Genomic DNA, 19,947 nt, shown 5'->3' with positions numbered 1-19,947 from the left:
GCAATAACTGATGTAATGAACTAGATGCTATAAGCGGGACTGGCTTATTTATAAGCCAGTCCCAAACAATGAAGCTGGAGGGAAAACAAATGACACAAGGTGAAAAAATTACAGTCGATAACGGTACATTAAATGTGCCAAACAATCCAATCGTCCCATTTATTGAAGGAGACGGTACAGGCCCGGATATTTGGGCATCTGCTTCCCGCGTACTTGATGCAGCTGTTGAGAAAGCCTACAATGGCGAAAAACAAATCGTTTGGAAGGAAGTTCTTGCAGGGCAAAAAGCATTTGACCAGACTGGTGAATGGCTGCCTCAGGCAACTCTTGATGCCATTAACGAATACTTCATTGCCATTAAAGGACCTCTTACAACACCAATTGGTGGAGGAATCCGTTCACTAAATGTAGCGCTTCGTCAGCAGCTTGATTTATTCACTTGCCTGCGCCCTGTTCGTTATTTTGAAGGAGTACCTTCACCGGTTAAACGCCCGGAAGACACTGACATGGTTATTTTCCGTGAAAACACAGAGGACATTTATGCAGGTATTGAATTTGCAGAAGGCTCTGATGAGGTTAAAAAGCTAATTTCTTTCCTTCAGGATGAACTGGGAGCTAAAAATATCCGTTTCCCTGAAACATCAGGTATCGGTGTAAAACCTGTATCAAAAGAAGGTACAGAGCGTATCGTACGTGCAGCGATCCAATATGCGTTAACTGAAAACCGTAAATCTGTAACACTTGTACACAAAGGCAATATCATGAAATTCACTGAAGGTGCTTTCAAAACATGGGGTTATGAGCTTGCTGAAAGAGAATTCGGCGAAAAAGTATTTACATGGGCACAGTACGATGCAATTAAAGATACAGATGGTCTTGATGCTGCAAACAAAGCTCAAAGCGATGCTGAAGCTGCAGGCAAAATCATCATCAAGGATTCAATTGCTGACATCTTCCTTCAACAGATCCTTACTCGTCCGGCAGAGTTTGATGTAGTAGCTACTATGAACCTTAACGGAGACTATATTTCAGATGCGCTTGCAGCTCAGGTGGGCGGAATTGGAATTGCTCCTGGAGCAAACATCAACTACGACACAGGCCATGCAATTTTTGAAGCGACTCACGGAACTGCACCAAAATATGCAGGTCTTGATAAAGTGAATCCATCATCTGTAATCCTTTCAGGCGTTTTGCTGCTTGAGCATCTTGGATGGAATGAAGCTGCTAATCTTGTTATTTCTTCAATGGAAAAAACAATTGCTTCTAAAGTTGTAACCTATGATTTTGCCCGTCTGATGGATGGAGCAACTGAGGTTAAATGCTCAGAATTTGGAACTACCCTGATTGACAATATGTAAGTAAGCAGAGGAACCAGCGAGTCTGGTTCCTTCTCTATAACCATAATAAAAATAGGGAGGAATTTTAATGGGTTTCAAGCGTAATAAGATTTCCATCATTGGAGCAGGGTTTACTGGAGCAACGACAGCACTTTTTCTGGCACAGAAGGAGCTTGGCGACATCGTGCTTGTTGATATTCCGCAAAACGAGGATCCGACAAAAGGGAAGGCTTTAGATATGCTGGAAGCAGGTCCGGTATTTGGATATGATGTAACCATTAAAGGAACTTCCGACTATGCAGATACTGCAGATTCAGATGTCGTTATTATTACAGCAGGTCTTCCGCGGAAGCCCGGGATGAGCCGTGATGATCTCGTTCAGACAAATGAAAAAATCATGAAAGCTGTAACAAAGGAAGTAGCAGCTCACTCGCCAAACAGTACGATTCTTGTACTTTCAAACCCGGTAGATGCTATGACCTACACGGTATTTAGAGAATCCGGTTTTCCAAAAGAACGTGTCATCGGTCAATCGGGTGTTTTAGATACTGCCAGATTTAATACATTTGTTGCAGAAGAATTGAATTTGTCTGTAAAAGATATTCAGGGCTTTGTGCTTGGTGGACACGGTGATGATATGGTGCCGTTAACGCGCTATTCTAATGCCGGTGGAGTCCCGCTTGAAACGTTGATCCCTAAAGACCGTTTGGATGCTATTATTGAACGCACTCGTAAAGGCGGAGGAGAAATTGTTGCTTTATTAGGCAACGGATCTGCCTATTATGCTCCTGCTGCTTCTTTAATGGAAATGACGGAAGCGATCCTTAAGGACCAAAAGCGCGTACTTCCTTCTGTTGCTTACCTCGAAGGAGAGTATGGCTTTGAAGGGATCTACTTAGGCGTTCCAACCGTTCTTGGCGGCAATGGAATAGAGAAAATTGTAGAACTTGAGCTTACTGAAGATGAAAAGACTCAGCTTCAAAAGTCAGTGGATTCCGTAAAAAGCGTAATGGGAGCTTTGACAAACTAAACTGCAAAAGGAATCGTCATACAGGCGGTTCCTTTTTTACATTGATAATTAACTGAAAAGTGTTACACTTATTTCAAGCAATGAGAGGTAACAAAGGTGAACAAGGGGGAATCATCATGTTATTAGGGAAGAAAAGGAAGCTTGGACGAAATATAGAGGACATGACCATCGGGGAGAAATTAACACTCACAGAAAAAATAGAAGATAAGGATCTGCTATTATTTTTAGGTCTGACGAATGATGCGAATCCATTATATATTCAGCATGATTATGCTTCACAAACACCTTATAAAAAACCTATCGTACCAACCATTATGCTGACGGGGGTCGTTACTTCTGCAATATCAAAATACCTGCCCGGACCAGGCTCCCATATATTGGCGCAAAGTCTTACGTTCCCAAAAGCACTTCCGCATTATTCTACCGTGGAATTTATATTTGAAGTCACCTCCATTGATCGTTCTAATGCGAAAGTGGAAATTAAAGTGAATGCGATTGATGAAAGTGGAGATAATGTGGTATCAGGATCTGTTACAGTTTGTCCTCCACACAAGCTGCAGCGTTTCGAAAGCTCTGCACTTGATAATTTCTAGAATAAAGATTTACTAAGTGTCCTGCTGAACTCCACAGCAGGACTTTTTACATTCATTCCGTTTAATTTGATGAATTCGCCCAAAAAAATAATAAGAGTGTAGCTGACTCCAAAAAGGGAAACCTAAAGAAGTCTATCTTATACAATTCGAAATTTTACTGAAACAGATGTAAAACTATATTATAATAAGAGTGGTTATTGGATGAGTAACCGGGCTTTACTATGGATCTGGAGGTCGAATATGAGTAAAAAAGTACTGGTAGTAGATGATGAGCAATCGATCGTTACTTTATTAAAATATAATTTAGAACAAGCGGGATTTAGTGTCATCACTGCCCTTGACGGGGAAGAAGGAAAACAAAAAGCGATTGATGAACATCCTGATTTGATTGTACTGGATCTGATGCTGCCAAAAAAAGATGGAATTGAAGTTTGCAAGCAGCTCAGGCAGGAACATATTCAAACACCGATTCTTATGCTTACTGCCAAAGATGACGAATTCGATAAAGTTCTTGGTCTTGAGCTTGGAGCAGATGACTATATGACAAAACCTTTCAGTCCAAGAGAGGTAGTGGCAAGAGCCAAAGCCATCCTGAGAAGAACGGGACAAACCTCTCCAAAAGCACCGGAACCGGAAAAAGAAAACTTTGTAACTGTTGGTGAAGTCAAAGTATTCCCAGAGCAGTATGAAGCCTACTACAAAGAAGATCAGCTTGAATTAACACCGAAAGAATTTGAACTGCTAGTGTATTTAATAGAAAATAAAGGACGCGTTTTAACAAGAGACCAGCTGCTTCAGGCAGTATGGAATTATGATTTTGCAGGGGATACACGAATCGTTGATGTACACATCAGCCACTTGCGTGAAAAGATTGAAGAAAACACGAAAAAGCCTCTCTACATTAAAACCATCCGGGGTCTTGGGTATAAAATGGAGAAGCCAAAAGCAGAGTGAGAATGTCTAGCTTTCGAACGCGGCTTCTGTTTGCGCTGATTTCATTGATCGTCTTAGTGTTAGTCGGGCTTGGAGTGCTGCTCGGTGAATTATTTAAATCCTATTACGTTAATGCGTTAAACTCCCGTTTAGAAAAAGAGGTAATGATTGTTGTTAATGAGGCGGAGCAGCAGACTTCCTTCGCAAATGTAAACTCTACTCTCTTTGATGAATTGAGTGAGCTGCTTGATACCCGCATAATCCTGCTAAGTGAAGAAGGAAGCACTGCTTATGACAGCGAAAATAACATTCTAGTGGAGGAGCATAATTCCATCGTATCGGTTATTGCTGAGGATGAGATTGGGCCTGGGGATCCGGTTCGGCGTTTCCCGGTAACTGATAATATCACCTATTATGCTAAACATATTACAATTGATGGGGAGACAGGTGTGATCATTGTGGGTGCTTCATTTGAAGAGCTGCAGGATGTGTACCGTCAAATCTGGATGATTCTCGGAATCACCCTTGGGGTAGCTCTTTTAATCATTATTCTTTTAGGCACCCGCATCACCAACCAATATACAAAGCCGATTGAATCAGCTACAAAGGTTGCAATCGAGCTGGCTAAAGGAAACTACCGCGCAAGAACCTACGAAGACCGGGTAGATGAAACGGGAATGCTGAGCAATTCAATTAATGTGCTCGCACGTAACTTGCAGGAGATGGTGACCCACCAGGCAATTCAGCAGGACCGGCTTCAAACTTTAATTGAAAATATGGGCAGCGGTCTCATCATGATCGATCGTCAGGGGTATATCGTTCTGGTGAACAAAACATTTTTGAATTTTTTCCGCTTAGACAGCAATGAGGTTATCAATGAACGTTATGTAGATATTATTCCTGCTGTAAAGGTAAGAGAGCTTGCTGAAGAAGTGTTTATGACCGAGCAGCGTATTCGCAAGCAAATTCATCTTCCGGCTGATTATGCCAAGCGCCACCTGGAGATTTATGGAGCGCCTATCATTAGTGATGGCAGTGTATGGCAAGGAATTGTACTTGTTTTCCACGATATTTCTGAACTAAAAAAGCTTGAGCAGATGAGAAAGGATTTTGTGGCGAATGTTTCTCACGAAGTCAAAACCCCTATCACTTCAATTAAAGGCTTTACTGAAACCCTTTTGGATGGTGCATTAAATGATAAAGAAGCTTTACAGTCTTTTTTATCGATCATTTTAAAGGAAAGCGACCGTCTGCAGGCGTTAATTCAGGATTTGCTGGAGCTTTCGAAGGTGGAGCAGCAAAGCTTTAAGCTGGCAATTACGCAGTTTAACATTGTGGATCTTCTTAAGGAAGTAATAGCGATTATGAAGCAAAAGGCAGCTGAAAAAGGAATGGTTATTACACTGATCAGCAATGAGTCTACTCCTCTTGAGGGTGATTATGACCGTCTGAAGCAGGTTTTTATTAATCTTATCAGTAACGCGATAACTTATTCTCAACCTGAAGGCGAAGTAAGAGTAGTAGTGGAGGATCAAAAGAAAAGCACAACTATTCTTGTTCAGGATGACGGGATCGGTATGGAGGAAGAAGAAATCCCAAGGATTTTTGAACGCTTCTATCGGGTCGATAAAGCAAGAAGCCGTAATTCAGGCGGTACCGGATTAGGTCTGGCTATCGTTAAGCATATAGTGGAGGTGCATGCCGGGGAGCTTTCAGTTAAAAGTAAACCAAATGAAGGCACTGTTTTTTCAGTAAATCTCCCGGTAAGACAAAAAAGCAACGGATGAAGATATTTACAATCACTTAACAATATAAGGGTTTTCACTTAATATTTAGTTGATACGATATCAAGTGAAAGCCCCTTCATCCAAGGAACCCAGAAAAAAGACGTGAACAGACCCCGTTCACGTCTTTTTTCGTATTTTATCTGTGGCCGCTTTCTTTATCCTTCATCCGGTTCTTCTGATCCGGAACACGGCCTTCTTTCACATTCTTCTCCGAGTCTTTAGGATTGGTCTGCATCTTTTTTTCATATTCCATTAAGCTTTCTTTATCATTTTTTCCGCTTGGCATGTTATCCCCTCCTAAATTGTTCTTTCTATCCTTTTCCCCTTATAAATAGTAAAAAACATTTTTTCCCTTAATCAGTCTGATCCCTTTTTAGAACGCTGCGTTTTCTTTTTTAATTTTGAACATGCTAAAATGGTAGAGACGAAGTAAGGATAACATTTAACCACTAAATAGAAGTTTCCTTAAAAGGACACACCAGTCAGTAATAAAGGAGTTTAAAGGAGGACTAGCATTGACGAAAAAACTTATGCTTATTGATGGCAATAGTATCGCCTACCGTGCTTTTTTTGCACTGCCGCTGCTTAATAATGAAAAGGGTGTACATACGAATGCCATCTACGGATTTACTACTATGCTTACAAAAATGATTGACGATGAAAAACCGAGTCATATTCTGGTGGCTTTTGATGCAGGTAAAACGACCTTCAGACATAAAACCTTCTCTGAATACAAGGGAGGACGCCAAAAAACTCCATCAGAGCTTTCAGAGCAGTTTCCCTTTATAAGAGATTTACTTAATGCCTTTTCAATTAAACATTATGAGCTTGATCAATACGAAGCAGATGATATTATCGGGACCCTTTCCCTGCAGGCAGAAAAGAAGGGATACGATGTGGTTGTCGTCTCAGGGGATAAAGACTTAACGCAGCTTTCATCAGAGCGCACCCGTGTAGAGATTACCCGGAAAGGCATTACAGATATGGAATCTTATACACCTGAACATATTATGGAGAAATATGGACTCACCCCTGATCAGATTATTGATATGAAGGGACTAATGGGGGATTCATCTGATAATATTCCAGGTGTCCCGGGAGTTGGAGAGAAGACAGCGATTAAGCTTTTGAAGGAGTTTGGAACCTTAGAGAAGCTGGTCGAGTCGATTGAGGACGTGAAGGGTGCTAAGCTGAAGGACAAGCTGAATGAATACAAGGACCAGGCAAGGATGAGCAAGGAGCTTGCGACTATTACCCGTGTCGCACCGGTAGACGTATCACTTGATGATCTTAAACGCCACGAGCCGGATGAGGAGAAGCTGCGCACGATCTATAAAGAGCTTTCCTTTAATTCACTTCTCGAGAAGCTTGGGGACGGAAATGCAGAAGAAATCGAGTTAAAGGACCTGGAATGGGAATCAGTAACGGATATTACAGAATCAATGCTTTCTTCCCAATCAGAGCTTTATATCGAATTATTTGATGTTAATTATCATACCGCTGCAATTCTTGGCATCGGTCTTCATAATGAATCAGGCACGTATTTTATCCCTGTTGAGGTCGCACAAAACTCTGCCCGGTTCAAGGACTGGATTGAGGATACAAACAGCAGGAAATCCGTTTATGATGCCAAGCAATCAATTATCGCCTTTCACCGATTGGGAATGGAGTTAAAAGGCATCGATTTTGACTTATTGATCGCTTCTTATGTTATTGACGCGTCCCAGGCAGCTGATGACTTTTCTTCAATTGCCAAGCGTCACGGTGCTGATGCTGTTCAGCCCGATGATGCTGTTTATGGAAAAGGCGCGAAGAAAAAGGTGCCGGAAGACAACGTGCTTGGTGAACATATCTCCAGGAAAGCAGCAGCAATTGCAAAAATTAAAGACCGCTGTGTAAGTGAATTGGAGAAAAACGAACAGGATCATTTGTTTACCGATCTGGAGCTTCCACTTGCTGAAGTGCTGGCAGAGATGGAGAGAAAAGGCGTACTGGTTGATGTTGAACGTTTGAGAGAAATGGGAGATGAGCTTAAAACCAAGCTCGCTCAAATAGAAGAAGATATTCACCGCATTGCAGGAGAAGTCTTTAATATTAATTCACCTAAGCAGCTGGGGGTCATCTTATTTGAAAAACTTGGACTTCCAGCAGTAAAGAAAACAAAAACAGGCTATTCTACTTCAGCTGATGTTCTCGAAAAGCTGCAGCCTGAGCACGAGATTATTGATCACATTCTGCTATACCGTCAGCTAGGCAAGCTTCAATCCACGTATATAGAAGGCCTGCTTAAAGTAGTCAATAAAGATACAAATAAAATTCATACACGGTATAACCAGGTGCTGACACAAACGGGACGTCTGAGCTCGATTGATCCGAACCTACAGAATATCCCGATACGCCTTGAAGAGGGCCGAAAGATCAGACAGGCTTTTATTCCTTCAAAGAAAGACTGGGTTATGTTTGCAGCAGATTATTCGCAGATCGAATTGCGTGTCCTTGCCCATATTTCCCAGGATGAAGGCTTAACTGAAGCGTTTAATAATGATATGGATATTCATACGAAAACTGCAATGGACGTTTTCGGTGTAGAAAAAGAAAATGTCACCTCCGGAATGCGCCGCCATGCTAAAGCGGTAAACTTTGGAATCGTTTATGGGATAAGCGATTACGGCCTTTCGCAAAGCCTTGGAATTACACGGAAAGAAGCGGCTGAATTTATTAAACGATATTTAGAAAGCTATCCCAAAGTAAAAGAATATATGGATGATATTATTCACGAAGCAAAACAAAATGGCTATGTATCAACGCTTCTCCATAGAAGAAGGTATATCCCTGAAATTACAAGCCGCAACTTTAATTTGCGCGGCTTTGCTGAACGTACAGCGATGAATACACCAATTCAGGGAACCGCTGCTGACATAATTAAAAAAGCAATGCTTGATATGGCAATAAGACTTGAAAAGGAAGGGATAAAAGCCAACATGCTCTTGCAGGTGCATGATGAACTGATTTTTGAGTGCCCAAGAGAAGAGGTCGAGATCCTGGAAAAGCTTGTGCCTGAAGTTATGGAAAAAGCTGTTGAGCTTTCAGTTCCATTAAAGGCAGACTTTTCGTATGGAGACACCTGGTATGATGCAAAGTAGAAATAAGGAGTGTAGGAAATGCCGGAATTACCAGAGGTAGAGCATGTAAAAAGAGGTCTAGAGCCTTACATTACAGGAGAAAAGATCGTTTCTGCGGAGTTCTCTGAAACCGTACATCGTTCTCATTCACAAGGAAAACAGGCAGTTTTAAAAGGAATGAAGCTTGAGGATTTTTCACAGCAGGTGACCGGATTTACGATCACGAATCTGCTACGTCGAAGTAAATATCTATTGTTTGAGATGGAAAAGGAAGAAAGGTCATCCTTTCTTCTTTCCCACCTCGGCATGTCCGGAGCCTGGTTTGCTGTTGATTCAGTAGAGCAGATTGTTGAGGGGAAATTTCGAAATCATATTCATGTTATTTTTACGCTTGAAAGCGGCAGACTTTTAATTTATTCAGATATTAGAAGGTTTGGCGAGCTTAGGTATCTGGAAAAACTGCAGGATCATCCTCCGCTTCTGGCAATCGGTACAGAGCCTTTTGATGAAAAAGCAGAAGAGCTATTTTTAGCAGCTTTAAACCTGCCCAAGTTCACTAAAAAACCGATCAAAGAAGTAATCATGAATCACCAGGTGATCGCAGGCTGCGGGAACATCTATGCAACAGAGGCGCTATTTCGCTCTCAAATTCATCCTAAAAGAGCTGTAGGCCGGATGAGCCTTGCAAAAAGAACCGAGCTTTTTAAGGAGATCGTAGAGGTTCTTAAAGAGGGGATAGATGCCGGGGGCAGCAGTATATCGGATTATCGAAATGTAAACGGTGAAGCAGGCAGTATGCAGGAAAGGCTTCAAATGTACGGGAAAAAGGTTTGTCCTTCCTGTGGTGCTGCTGTTAAACAAGCGGTAATCGGAGGACGGAATTCTCATTATTGTTCGTCCTGCCAGCGGTAAGAAAGAGAGGGGAAAGCCTTGATTATTGGACTTACAGGGGGCATTGCAAGCGGAAAAAGCACTATTGCAAAATGGTTTGCCGAAAATGATTTCGCAGTAATTGATGCCGACGTTTCAGCACGGAAGGTAGTGGAACCAAATGAGGAAGCGTTTCGTAAGATAGTAGAAGCATTTGGGGAAAACATTTTAGCAGAAGACGGCACAATTGATCGGGCGCAGCTCGGGGCGCTTATTTTTGCTGATGAAGAAAAACGAAAGATTTTAAATGAAATCGTTCATCCTGCTGTTCGAAAAGATATGCTGGAGCAAAAAGAGAATGCTTTAGTGAGCGGCAAACAGACAGTAGTCCTTGATATCCCGCTTCTTTTTGAAAGCAAGCTTCAATGGATGGTGGATAAAATCATTGTCGTATACGTTGATTATGAAACGCAGCTTCAAAGATTAATGAATCGTAATCAATATTCAAAAGAAGAGGCGCTGATGAGAATTTCCTCGCAGCTTTCTCTTGAAGAAAAGAGAAAACAGGCGGATGCAGTGATCGATAACTCAGGTTCAATCGAAGAAGCCTTTGAGCAGTTAACGGTACTATTAACTAAATGGAATGCAATGAAGTGATAAAAGCAGACAAAAAGGAGCAACAGATCTTTTTGTCTGCTTTTTTGTAAACAATTCATTAAAATGCTATTTTGATCTTTCAATATAGGTTTAATATGTTATACTAATTTTAGTTATTTCTTTAACAGTATAACATTATTAGGGGGATCCGTATGAAACAGACGAACATTGCAATTAATGGTTTTGGACGAATTGGCAGAATGGTATTTAGAAAAGCAGTAATGGAGCCCGATCTTACCATTGTTGCTGTAAATGCCAGCTACCCAGCTGAAACACTTGCTCATCTGTTAAAATATGATACGACTCACGGCATATTTGACGGAGATGTGCGGACCGAGAACGGAGCGTTAATCGTAAATGGGAAACGGATATCCCTTTTAAATGAACGAAACCCTGGAATGCTTCCATGGAAAGATCTTGAGATTGATATTGTCATCGAAGCAACCGGAAAATTTAATGCACGCGACCAGGCTGCCTTTCATTTAGATGCCGGCGCTAAAAAAGTTGTTCTGACAGCTCCTGGTAAGCAGGAGGACGTCATGATTGTTATGGGTGTGAATGAAAACGCTTTAGACATTGAAAAGCATGATATAATTTCCAACGCTTCCTGCACAACTAATTGCCTTGCTCCTGTTGCGAAGGTTCTCGATGAGACATTTGGAATCGTAAATGGCTTGATGACAACAGTGCATGCCTATACAAACGACCAGAACAATATCGATAATCCACATAATGATTTAAGAAGAGCCCGTTCCTGCGGTCAATCTATTATTCCGACTTCTACCGGTGCGGCTAAATCACTTGGTAAAGTGCTTCCTAATCTTAATGGAAAGCTTCATGGAATGGCGCTTCGCGTTCCAACTCCAAATGTTTCATTGGTTGATTTAGTTGTCGATGTAAAAAGAGAGGTTACTATAGACGAAGTTAACGATGCATTTAAACAGGCTTCTGCCGGAGAGTTAAATGGCATTGTGTCTTTTACAACAGAGCCGCTCGTTTCTGTAGATTTCAATACAAACTCAAGCTCAGCCATCATTGATGGACTTTCTACCATGGTGATGGGAGCAACAAAAGTAAAAGTGCTGGCCTGGTATGACAACGAGTGGGGTTATTCCTGCCGTGTAGTTGACTTGGTTAAGCATGTAGCCTACAAGATGGAAGACACGCCCTCAGGCGTAACAATAACTTCATAAACATAAAATGCCCGGAGCAGTGCTCCGGGCATTTTCTTTTGTATAAAGTAGTAAAGCTTTCTCTATCTTGCTATCCGCTTAGCTCCTGCAGCCTCTTCCGGAATAGGGAGGGGTACGGCGTTCATTTTTTTCATATTTAATGTATGCAGAATATTCCCTGCAATAATAAAAAGAATGCCCATAGCTGCGATTCCAGTTGGAAGTGTACTCCCAATCAACATAGCCTCTCCTGCAACCACAAAAAGAATCTGAGTAGATTGAGTGGCTTCTACCGCTGCAAGCTTGCCCTGATGGTTTCTTACACGATTAGTTGCAATAAAAAACAGCGTTGTAGCAATAATCCCGGAGCTTATTGCTACAATGAACGTCTGACTCACCTGACCTGCAGAGGGAGCCCCTGTCTGGTAATAGGCAGCACCGCTTATAATAAGCCAGAACGGGAGGCTTGCAATGGTCATTCCCAGTATACGCTGAAAGGCATCCAGTCGGCCGTCGCATAACTCCATCATTTTTCGGTTTCCAAGAGGGTAAGCAAAGGCTGCAATTAATACAGGCAGAATCCCAACAGCCATTTCGAGCAGTGATAACTCTCCTGCATTTTGCTGCTGGATGAATAACACACCGATCAAGATGATAAATGAAATCAATAGTGCTCTTACCTGTATTTTATGGCGCTGTCTTACCGGTCCTGCTGGTGTCTGGACCAGGGTCGTAAACAGGGGAGCCAGCAGCAGCCCTGCTACAATCGTAAACTGCCATGTGCCAGCTACCAGCCAGCCGGGTCCATAGGTGGCAGCATAGGTAATGGGAGCATAAAAAAGAACAAAACCAGTAAAGCTCCAGCATAACCAGGGGACAGGCTTTCTTTTGAGCTCAATAAAAACCTGCTTTAGATTTTTCCGCAGTAAAACAATGAGCAGTAAAAATGGAACCATAAAAAGAAACCTTAGTGAAGAGCTCCACATCCAGCTTCCTCCTGCAAGCTCCATCGATCGGTTTAATATAAATGTTACAGCAAAAAACATGGAAGATAAAATTCCGAGGGAAAGCTCCTTCATCACAAAACATCCCTTTCACCCTAACAGATTGTATATTATAATTAAAGTTAAGTAACTTATAATATACTCCCATTTTATCTCAACTACAATATCTTTTTAGAGAGGACTACTGGAATGAATGAAAAACGAACATGGGAATCTCCTGAACTATTATCAAAACAGGTAGGGTTAACACTGAGAAGGATACGAAAGGAAAGAGAAATCAGTCTTCAGGAGCTTACTGAGTTGACAGAAGTAAGTAAGCTGACGCTTGGAAAAATTGAACGCGGAGAAGCGAACCCTTCATTAACGATAATCTGGAGGATCGCCAACGGGCTGAATATCCCTATTTCCTCTTTACTGGTTGAGAGAAGAGCGGTTCAGATTTCGAGAAGTAATGAAGGAACAAAAGTGTTAAGTGCAGATGAATCGCTTGCGCTTGAGCCGATGTTTGCTGATTCGGGGTACGCCTCCTTAGAGACGCACCGTGCTTTTTTAAAGCCTGAAAGTGAATACAGGGCAGGAGCCCATCAGTCCGGAGTTGTGGAGTATGTGACGGTCATGGAAGGGCATGTGAAGATCAAAGTGGATAATGAGGTATATCGTTTAAACGAATATGATTCTATTCAGTTTAATGCTGATCAGGAGCACTGCTATATTAACGAAGAAAACGTTCCTGCTGTGCTGCATTTTGTCATGATTTATGCGACTTCCTGATTTGTTGATCTTTTTTGTACGGTTTTGCTGATTATCCTTATTTCTTTTTTCCGCGGCTTTCCTTAATTGAAACTGCGATTGCAGCAAAGATGTCTCCTATTAATGTGAAAATAAAACCCATGACTCGCACCCCCCCCGTTCCTTTTTCTATTATACAATTATAAGCCGCGTATGTTTAGCCATACCCTTCTTATCCTGAGCTGGTGACCACCTGCTAATGAAAGATCTTACAAAGGATTAAGAAGAACCCGTATTATTTTATTGCATTATAGAATGAAAAACCGTATACTGGTTTTCGTGATCTTATTTGGTTCCACACAAAGCACATCTTTACTTAAAGGGTTAGGACCTCATCGGACTAACTTTCCCCCGTGGTAAGGATCGTATGAACAACCAGATAATTTCAAACTTACAATTAAGGGGGAACGATCATGGAAACGATGGGTCGTCATGTAATTGCAGAACTCTGGGGCTGTGACTTTGAAAAATTGAACAGCATGGAGTTAATTGAACAGGTTTTTGTTGATGCAGCACTAAAGTCAGGCGCAGAGGTAAGAGAGGTTGCGTTTCATAAGTTCGCACCACAAGGGGTCAGCGGAGTAGTAATTATTTCTGAATCCCACTTAACGATTCACAGCTTTCCTGAACACGGCTATGCAAGTATTGATGTTTATACTTGCGGTGATCTGGATCCGAATATTGCAGCGAACTATATTGCTGAGTCTTTGGATGCTAAAACACGCGAAACAATCGAAGTGCCACGCGGCATGGGTCCGGTACGCGCCGGTCAGCCTACAGTGAGTGCTGTTTAATAAGATAAAAGAAAAAGAGGTGCTCTTGCATCTCTTTTTTTAATGGCTTCATCCTCTAAGTTCTGTCCTAATCCATTTTGCAACTTGTTCGAATGCTTTTGTTCTTTTCGTCAAATATTGATAGAATAGAAAGTAGCAAATAGCGAAGAGCGAAGAGCTTTCAGGAGGAGATAGGATTGGCAGGAGTAAAAGGGATTTTTAAGCGTTTTAGTTCAGAATGTGAAACAGCGGACAAGCACAGAGAAGAAGAGCTGCAGACACATTATTTTAAGACATCCTTAGATAAAGTGTTTAGTGAAGTTAAACGATATTATTCGTCAAGTGAGTATACGATAACCTCAGAGTCACCTGAGCACGGGGAAATCATGATCCAGAAAAAAAGCAGTCCTAAAATGTTTATCATTGCAACCATTGTAAGTGTCCGTCCATTACATACAGCAGTTGATATAAAAGCTTCCACCGAACAGACGGTAATTGGCGGTGCTTACCCGAAATTAAAACAGGAAATTCTATCCTGCTATAAAGCTTTAGGCCAGCAAATGAGAAGAGCTGATTCCTGATCCGCCTTGTACTTTCAGGCTAACTTTATTATGATAGAAGCAAATAAACACGTTGTGGAGCTGGTTTTATGAAATGTCCGTCCTGTCATGAAAGTGCGACCAGAGTCATTGATTCCAGACAAATCGATGAAGGAAAAGCTATTCGGCGCAGAAGAGAGTGCGAGTCGTGTCAATACCGCTTCACTACTTTTGAAAAGGTTGAAGAGATTCCTTTAATTGTTGTAAAAAAAGATGGGATTCGTGAAGAGTTTAGCCGTGAGAAAATATTAAGAGGATTAATTCGTGCCTGTGAAAAGCGTCCTGTTCCGTTTGAGGAGCTTGAAAAAATCGCTTCTTCCATTGAAAGAGAATTGAGAAACCAGGGTATTTCCGAGACTCCTTCTGTTGATATAGGTGAGCTTGTGATGGACAGGCTTTCAAAGGTGGATGAAATCGCCTATGTGCGATTTGCCTCTGTCTACCGTCAGTTCAAGGATATCAATGTTTTTATTGATGAATTAAAAGATCTGATTAATAAAGAACGAGCATAAGGGGGAGCTTTGGGGACACCTTAGCTCTTTTTTTGTCTAATGTAATTGAAAACAGAAGGGCCGAATGTGTCATGACAAATATGTGGAGAGAGATCCAGCCCGCAGATGAATACCGAGTTCAATTAAACGGCCTTCTGCACGACAGCGACCGTTCGCTTTTGCAGCTGCTTTATCAGCCGCTTGTTGGTGCGCCTTCTATAAGCTTTTATTCAATGCTTTGGGAGGAAGTCCAGAAAAATCAGCTTGAAAGCATCCCTTCAACTCATGCAACACTGCTTGGCATGCTGTCTGCTTCGATTGAAGAACTCTTTGAAGCACGGATTCATCTTGAAGGAATGGGGCTTTTAAAAACGTATATAAAGGGAGGAGATTCAAGGGAGTTTCTTTACCAGCTCCAGCCTCCTCTACAGGCAAAGGATTTTTTTGAGGATCCGATGTTAAGTGTATTTTTGTATCGGCAGGTAGGGAGCTCACAATTTCAAAAACTGAAAAAGAAGTTCTGTGTTCCTTTTGAGGAATTGACCTCTTACAGAGAAGTAACAAGATCATTTCAGGATGTTTATGCCTCAGAGGCTCTCCTAAAGCAAATGCCGGATCTGGACCTTGCTCAAAAAGAAAACGAAACACTCTTATATAAATCGGCTAATCAGGGAATTGAAACAGATTTTGCCACGTTCGATTTTCATTTGCTGCTTGCAGGATTATCCGAGATGATGGTGCCCAGAAAGGCAATGACCTACTCTGTGAAAAGCATGACCGCGAAGCTTGCTGCTCTTTACGGTTTAAATGAAATTGAAATGAAAAGTGTAATTATGAGTGCGGTAAATGAAGAAAGTGAAATCGAAATGGATGCACTTAGAAAAGCAGCCCGCGACTATTACCAGCTTCATCGCAGTGAAATTCTTCCAAAGCTTCAGTCTGTACGCAGAAAACCCGAGACGGCAAAAACACCTGAAGCAGGCGGTGATGAAGCAGAACTTATTCGATACCTTGAAGAAGCGTCCCCTGTTCAGGTTCTTAAGGATGCGTCAAATGGAATTGAGCCATCAAAATCTGAACTGACGCTAATAGAAGAACTTCTCATTCAGAAAAAGCTGCCTTCCGGCGTTGTGAATGTTCTTTTGCAATTTGTCCTGCTCAGAACAGGAATGAAATTAACCAAAGGTTTTGTTGAACAAATCGCTAATCACTGGTCCCGATCTAATATCCAAACTGTAGAGGCTGCGATGGGGCTTGCCAAAAAAGAATATAAAACATATATGGAATGGAAAGAAGAGACAAAAAACGGTACGAGGAAGCGTAAAAGCAATAAAACCATCCGGAGGGAACAGCTGCCCGACTGGTTTAAAGAAGGTCAAAAGTCTGCAGATGAGGCAAATCCTGGCTCAGACCGTCCTAAAGAAAGAGCAGACAATGATTTTGAAGAAAAGAAACGTGCCTATTTAGAAAAACGTCGTCAAAAGAAGCTTGAGGCAGGTGAAAACTAATGGATCCAATCAACAGGACAATTAACAAGCTGGCAGGGTCTGACCGTTTCCAGCAGCGATATAATGCCATGAAGAAGGAAATAATGAGCAATCAGGAAGTCCAGCAGTTCTTTGAAGAGCATAAAGAAGATCTTTCACCAAATGCGCTTGACCAGGGAATGATCAAGCTGTATGAATTTATTAATCGTTCAAGCGGCTGCCGGCAATGCCCAAGTCTTGAAGGCTGCATAAACACGATGGCCGGCTATGAACCAAGAATCATCATTCAGAGCGGGCTAATCGATTTAGAATATCACCGCTGTAAACGGAAGGTAGCTCATGAGGAGCAGCGCAAAACTGAGACGCTTATTCAAAGCATGTATGTTCCAAAAGATGTACTGCGGGCCACCCTTGATGATATGGAGATCGACAGTGACAGCCGGATGAAGGTGCATGAAATGGCCGATACAATCGTTGAGCGCTTGATTCATGATAAGGATCATTATAAGGGTTTATTTATCTACGGTGATTTTGGCGTCGGAAAAAGCTATGTGCTTGGCGCAATTGCCAATGAATTAAAAGCGAAAAACCGGGCAAGCTTTATTTTGTACTTCCCGGAGTTTTTACGTGAAATGAAGCAGTCAATAGGAGATCAATCCTTTGCTGAAAAAATGGAGGCAGTGAAAAAAGCATCCATTCTCATGCTTGATGATATTGGAGCGGAGTCCTTGTCCAGCTGGGCGAGGGATGAGGTGCTGGGTACGATTTTACAATACAGGATGGCTGAAGAGCTCCCAACCTTTTTTACCTCCAATTTTGACTTTAAAGGCCTTGAACACCATCTGACGTATTCTCAGCGCGGGGAAGAAGAACCTATGAAAGCTGCCCGTATTATGGAACGAATCAAATTTTTATCCGTCCCTGTGAAAATGACCGGGAAGAACCGCAGAAATTAATTTTTTCAAATGAGGCTTGCTTTTGTGATTTCGATCCTCTAAAATGACATCTAACGAAGCACTTTTATTTTCATAACAAAAAGTTTTGATGAGGACATGAATCATTATGACGGATTTTTAGAGAGAAGGGCCACCGGCTGAGAGCCCTTTAGTCACGAGTAATGAATTTACCACCTTTGAACTGTATGGGCGAAGTAGCAGTAGCTCATATCGGACGCAGCCCGTTAGCTGAACCAGAGATTCTGATTGCTTTTTAATCAGAAATAAGGGTGGAACCGCGAGTTTGTTTACCAAGCCTCGTCCCTTTCCAGGGATGGGGCTTTTTTGTCTTTATTTTTAGCAACCGGCTCTGCCGGCTTACATTATTAAGGAGTGAAAAACGATGTCAGATGTTATTCAAATTACATTTCCGGATGGAAACGCCAAGGAATACCCAAAAGGCACATCAATTGAAAAAATTGCCTCTTCCATTTCATCAGGTCTTAAGAAAAAAGCGATTGCAGGAAAATTCAATGGCAGTGTAATCGATCTCCGTACTTCCCTTGAGGAAAGCGGTGCGGTCGAGATCTTAACTCCTGATAACGAGGAGTCATTAGAAATTATGCGTCACAGTACAGCTCACTTGCTCGCCCAGGCAGTGAAAAGGTTGTATCCGGACGCAAAGCTTGGAGTAGGACCGGTTATTGAAGGAGGATTCTATTACGATATAGACACAGAATCATCCATCTCTACTGAGGATCTTCCGAGAATTGAAAAAGAAATGAAAAAAATCATTGGTGATAATATCGATGTGGAACGTCAGGTAGTCAGCCGTGATGAAGCGATCGAGCGCTTTAAAGAAATTAATGACCCTTACAAGCTTGAATTGATTGATGCGATCCCTTCTGATGAGAAGGTTACGATCTATAAACAAAGTGAATTTTTTGATCTGTGCCGCGGAATTCATGTTCCTTCAACAAAACATATTAAAGAATTTAAATTATTAAGTGTAGCAGGGGCTTACTGGAGAGGGAACAGTGACAATAAAATGCTTCAGCGTATTTACGGAACAGCTTTCTTTAAAAAAGAAGAGCTTGAGCATCATTTGAAAATGATTGAAGAAGCAAAAGAAAGGGATCATCGCAAGCTTGGTAAAGAGCTTGATTTGTTCTCAAGCTCCCAGCTCGTCGGACAAGGTCTTCCAATCTGGCTGCCAAAAGGTGCGACAATCCGCCGTACAATTGAACGCTATATTGTCGATAAGGAAATCGCATTAGGCTACGATCACGTGTATACACCTGTTCTTGGCAGTGCCGATTTGTATAAAACAAGCGGCCACTGGGATCATTACGAGGAAGGCATGTTCCCTCCAATGGAAATGGACAATGAAACACTGGTCCTTCGTCCGATGAACTGCCCGCACCATATGATGGTCTACAAGCAGGACATTCATAGCTATCGTGAGCTTCCAATCCGTATTGCTGAGCTTGGTCTCATGCACCGCTATGAAATGTCAGGCGCCTTATCAGGTCTTCAGCGTGTAAGAGCGATGACATTAAATGACGCCCATATTTTTGCCCGTCCAGATCAGATTAAAGAAGAATTCCAGCGTGTAGTCAGACTGATCGAAGAGGTTTATAAGGATTTCGGTCTTCATGAGTACAAATTCCGTCTTTCCTATCGTGATCCTGAGGATACAGAAAAATATTTTGATGACGATGCAATGTGGAATAAAGCACAGGCGATGCTTAAAGAAGCGATGGATGAAATGGGACATGATTACTTCGAAGCAGATGGAGAAGCCGCATTTTATGGCCCTAAGCTTGATGTGCAAGTAAAAACAGCCATCGGAAAAGAAGAAACACTATCAACTGTTCAGCTCGATTTTCTTCTTCCGGAGCGATTTGACTTAAACTATATTGGGGAAGATGGCAAACAGCATCGTCCGGTTGTCATTCACCGTGGTGTCGTTTCTACGATGGAGCGTTTTGTTGCATTCTTGATTGAAGAGCATAAAGGAGCGCTTCCTGCGTGGCTGTCTCCTGTTCAGGTGCAGGTCATTCCGGTTTCGCCAACTATTCATTTGGATTATGCTAAGAAGGTGCAGGATGAGCTTCGTTTAAAAGGAGCGAGGGTTGAAGTTGACCTTCGTGATGAGAAAATGGGTTATAAAATCCGGGAGGCTCAAATGAAGAAGATTCCTTATATGCTTGTCGTTGGGGATCAGGAAGTAGAAAACAACGAAGTGAATGTCCGGAAATACGGAGAGAACAATTCCGAAACGATTTCCTTTGATGCATTCTCTGATAGCTTAAAAGAAGAAATAAAAAGAGGTTAACAAAAAAGATCAGGCGGAAAGTCGCCTGAT

18 protein-coding genes and 1 other annotated feature are annotated in these 19,947 nt (G+C 41.9%); of the genes, 16 read left to right on the top strand and 2 right to left on the bottom strand.

Annotation, left to right across the window (positions count from 1 at the left end):
• The first annotated feature begins 89 nt into the window (after window positions 1-89).
• From icd to pnpS, 5 genes are all read left to right on the top strand, one after another.
• Window positions 90-1,358, top strand: coding sequence for an NADP-dependent isocitrate dehydrogenase (icd, locus tag C4B60_RS06045; RefSeq protein ID WP_104057105.1), 1,269 nt, complete (start codon window positions 90-92; stop codon window positions 1,356-1,358).
• 67 nt (window positions 1,359-1,425) lie between these two features.
• Entirely contained in the window at window positions 1,426-2,367 is a 942-nt protein-coding gene (gene mdh / locus C4B60_RS06040) for a malate dehydrogenase (protein WP_104057104.1), read from the top strand.
• Between the two features lie 116 nt (window positions 2,368-2,483).
• On the top strand, window positions 2,484-2,960 hold the full coding sequence (locus tag C4B60_RS06035; RefSeq protein WP_104057103.1) for a MaoC/PaaZ C-terminal domain-containing protein: 477 nt from the start codon (window positions 2,484-2,486) through the stop codon (window positions 2,958-2,960).
• Between the two features lie 240 nt (window positions 2,961-3,200).
• Window positions 3,201-3,914, top strand: a complete 714-nt coding sequence (locus tag C4B60_RS06030; protein WP_104057102.1) for a response regulator transcription factor — start codon at window positions 3,201-3,203, stop codon at window positions 3,912-3,914.
• Between the two features lie 2 nt (window positions 3,915-3,916).
• Window positions 3,917-5,680, top strand: coding sequence for a two-component system histidine kinase PnpS (gene pnpS, locus C4B60_RS06025; protein ID WP_104057101.1), 1,764 nt, complete (start codon window positions 3,917-3,919; stop codon window positions 5,678-5,680).
• Window positions 5,681-5,816: 136 nt separating this feature from the next.
• Here pnpS and C4B60_RS21365 read toward each other — a convergent pair whose 3' ends face one another.
• A complete protein-coding gene (locus tag C4B60_RS21365) occupies window positions 5,817-5,966 on the bottom strand; it encodes a hypothetical protein (RefSeq protein WP_167578589.1) in 150 nt (49 codons plus the stop codon).
• Window positions 5,967-6,210: 244 nt separating this feature from the next.
• Here C4B60_RS21365 and polA point away from each other — a divergent pair, with 244 nt between their 5' ends.
• The 4 genes from polA (at window position 6,211) to C4B60_RS06005 (ending at window position 11,522) form a co-directional block, all read left to right on the top strand.
• Window positions 6,211-8,823 (top strand): DNA polymerase I, encoded by a 2,613-nt coding sequence (gene polA / locus C4B60_RS06020; RefSeq protein WP_104057275.1) that lies wholly within the window; start codon window positions 6,211-6,213, stop codon window positions 8,821-8,823.
• An 18-nt stretch (window positions 8,824-8,841) separates the two neighbouring features.
• The gene (gene mutM, locus C4B60_RS06015; RefSeq protein WP_104057100.1) at window positions 8,842-9,714 is read left to right on the top strand and encodes a bifunctional DNA-formamidopyrimidine glycosylase/DNA-(apurinic or apyrimidinic site) lyase; all 873 of its coding nucleotides are present in this window, start codon (window positions 8,842-8,844) and stop codon (window positions 9,712-9,714) included.
• Between the two features lie 18 nt (window positions 9,715-9,732).
• Window positions 9,733-10,329, top strand: a complete 597-nt coding sequence (coaE, locus tag C4B60_RS06010; protein ID WP_104057099.1) for a dephospho-CoA kinase — start codon at window positions 9,733-9,735, stop codon at window positions 10,327-10,329.
• A 152-nt stretch (window positions 10,330-10,481) separates the two neighbouring features.
• A complete protein-coding gene (locus C4B60_RS06005) occupies window positions 10,482-11,522 on the top strand; it encodes a glyceraldehyde-3-phosphate dehydrogenase (RefSeq protein WP_104057098.1) in 1,041 nt (346 codons plus the stop codon).
• Window positions 11,523-11,584: 62 nt separating this feature from the next.
• On the opposite strand, the gene C4B60_RS06000 is transcribed toward C4B60_RS06005, so the two are convergent.
• Entirely contained in the window at window positions 11,585-12,580 is a 996-nt protein-coding gene (locus C4B60_RS06000; RefSeq protein WP_104057097.1) for a DMT family transporter, read from the bottom strand.
• A gap of 114 nt (window positions 12,581-12,694) precedes the next feature.
• Here C4B60_RS06000 and C4B60_RS05995 point away from each other — a divergent pair, with 114 nt between their 5' ends.
• The 7 genes from C4B60_RS05995 to thrS all read left to right on the top strand — a co-directional run bounded on the left by C4B60_RS05995 (window position 12,695) and on the right by thrS (window position 19,917).
• Window positions 12,695-13,276, top strand: coding sequence for a helix-turn-helix domain-containing protein (locus tag C4B60_RS05995; RefSeq protein WP_104057096.1), 582 nt, complete (start codon window positions 12,695-12,697; stop codon window positions 13,274-13,276).
• A 431-nt stretch (window positions 13,277-13,707) separates the two neighbouring features.
• Window positions 13,708-14,088: an adenosylmethionine decarboxylase gene (gene speD / locus C4B60_RS05990; RefSeq protein ID WP_104057095.1), complete on the top strand. Its 381-nt coding sequence runs from the start codon at window positions 13,708-13,710 to the stop codon at window positions 14,086-14,088.
• Between the two features lie 176 nt (window positions 14,089-14,264).
• Window positions 14,265-14,648: a cytosolic protein gene (locus C4B60_RS05985; RefSeq protein WP_104057094.1), complete on the top strand. Its 384-nt coding sequence runs from the start codon at window positions 14,265-14,267 to the stop codon at window positions 14,646-14,648.
• 68 nt (window positions 14,649-14,716) lie between these two features.
• The gene (nrdR, locus tag C4B60_RS05980; protein WP_104057093.1) at window positions 14,717-15,178 is read left to right on the top strand and encodes a transcriptional regulator NrdR; all 462 of its coding nucleotides are present in this window, start codon (window positions 14,717-14,719) and stop codon (window positions 15,176-15,178) included.
• 71 nt (window positions 15,179-15,249) lie between these two features.
• Entirely contained in the window at window positions 15,250-16,665 is a 1,416-nt protein-coding gene (locus C4B60_RS05975; RefSeq protein WP_135122098.1) for a replication initiation and membrane attachment family protein, read from the top strand.
• The gene (gene dnaI / locus C4B60_RS05970) at window positions 16,665-17,600 is read left to right on the top strand and encodes a primosomal protein DnaI (RefSeq protein WP_104057091.1); all 936 of its coding nucleotides are present in this window, start codon (window positions 16,665-16,667) and stop codon (window positions 17,598-17,600) included. The genes C4B60_RS05975 and dnaI overlap by 1 nt, the downstream gene beginning before the upstream one ends.
• A 76-nt stretch (window positions 17,601-17,676) precedes the next feature.
• Window positions 17,677-17,908: a binding site (T-box leader), on the top strand.
• 74 nt (window positions 17,909-17,982) lie between these two features.
• Window positions 17,983-19,917, top strand: coding sequence for a threonine--tRNA ligase (thrS, locus tag C4B60_RS05965; protein WP_104057090.1), 1,935 nt, complete (start codon window positions 17,983-17,985; stop codon window positions 19,915-19,917).
• Window positions 19,918-19,947: the final 30 nt, after the last annotated feature.

Source organism: Jeotgalibacillus proteolyticus (assembly GCF_002926065.1).
Lineage (GTDB): Bacteria > Bacillota > Bacilli > Bacillales > Jeotgalibacillaceae > Jeotgalibacillus > Jeotgalibacillus proteolyticus.
Note: the sequence above shows the minus strand (reverse complement) of the source record. Positions and strands in the feature narration are given on the sequence as shown.

Coding starts and splice junctions, on each gene's coding strand:
- icd (WP_104057105.1), top strand. CDS start 90: ATGACACAAGGTGAAAAAATTACAGTCGATAACGGTACATTAAATGTG.
- mdh (WP_104057104.1), top strand. CDS start 1,426: ATGGGTTTCAAGCGTAATAAGATTTCCATCATTGGAGCAGGGTTTACT.
- C4B60_RS06035 (WP_104057103.1), top strand. CDS start 2,484: ATGTTATTAGGGAAGAAAAGGAAGCTTGGACGAAATATAGAGGACATG.
- C4B60_RS06030 (WP_104057102.1), top strand. CDS start 3,201: ATGAGTAAAAAAGTACTGGTAGTAGATGATGAGCAATCGATCGTTACT.
- pnpS (WP_104057101.1), top strand. CDS start 3,917: ATGTCTAGCTTTCGAACGCGGCTTCTGTTTGCGCTGATTTCATTGATC.
- C4B60_RS21365 (WP_167578589.1), bottom strand. CDS start 5,966: ATGCCAAGCGGAAAAAATGATAAAGAAAGCTTAATGGAATATGAAAAA.
- polA (WP_104057275.1), top strand. CDS start 6,211: ATGCTTATTGATGGCAATAGTATCGCCTACCGTGCTTTTTTTGCACTG.
- mutM (WP_104057100.1), top strand. CDS start 8,842: ATGCCGGAATTACCAGAGGTAGAGCATGTAAAAAGAGGTCTAGAGCCT.
- C4B60_RS06005 (WP_104057098.1), top strand. CDS start 10,482: ATGAAACAGACGAACATTGCAATTAATGGTTTTGGACGAATTGGCAGA.
- C4B60_RS06000 (WP_104057097.1), bottom strand. CDS start 12,580: ATGAAGGAGCTTTCCCTCGGAATTTTATCTTCCATGTTTTTTGCTGTA.
- C4B60_RS05995 (WP_104057096.1), top strand. CDS start 12,695: ATGAATGAAAAACGAACATGGGAATCTCCTGAACTATTATCAAAACAG.
- speD (WP_104057095.1), top strand. CDS start 13,708: ATGGAAACGATGGGTCGTCATGTAATTGCAGAACTCTGGGGCTGTGAC.
- nrdR (WP_104057093.1), top strand. CDS start 14,717: ATGAAATGTCCGTCCTGTCATGAAAGTGCGACCAGAGTCATTGATTCC.
- C4B60_RS05975 (WP_135122098.1), top strand. CDS start 15,250: ATGACAAATATGTGGAGAGAGATCCAGCCCGCAGATGAATACCGAGTT.
- dnaI (WP_104057091.1), top strand. CDS start 16,665: ATGGATCCAATCAACAGGACAATTAACAAGCTGGCAGGGTCTGACCGT.
- thrS (WP_104057090.1), top strand. CDS start 17,983: ATGTCAGATGTTATTCAAATTACATTTCCGGATGGAAACGCCAAGGAA.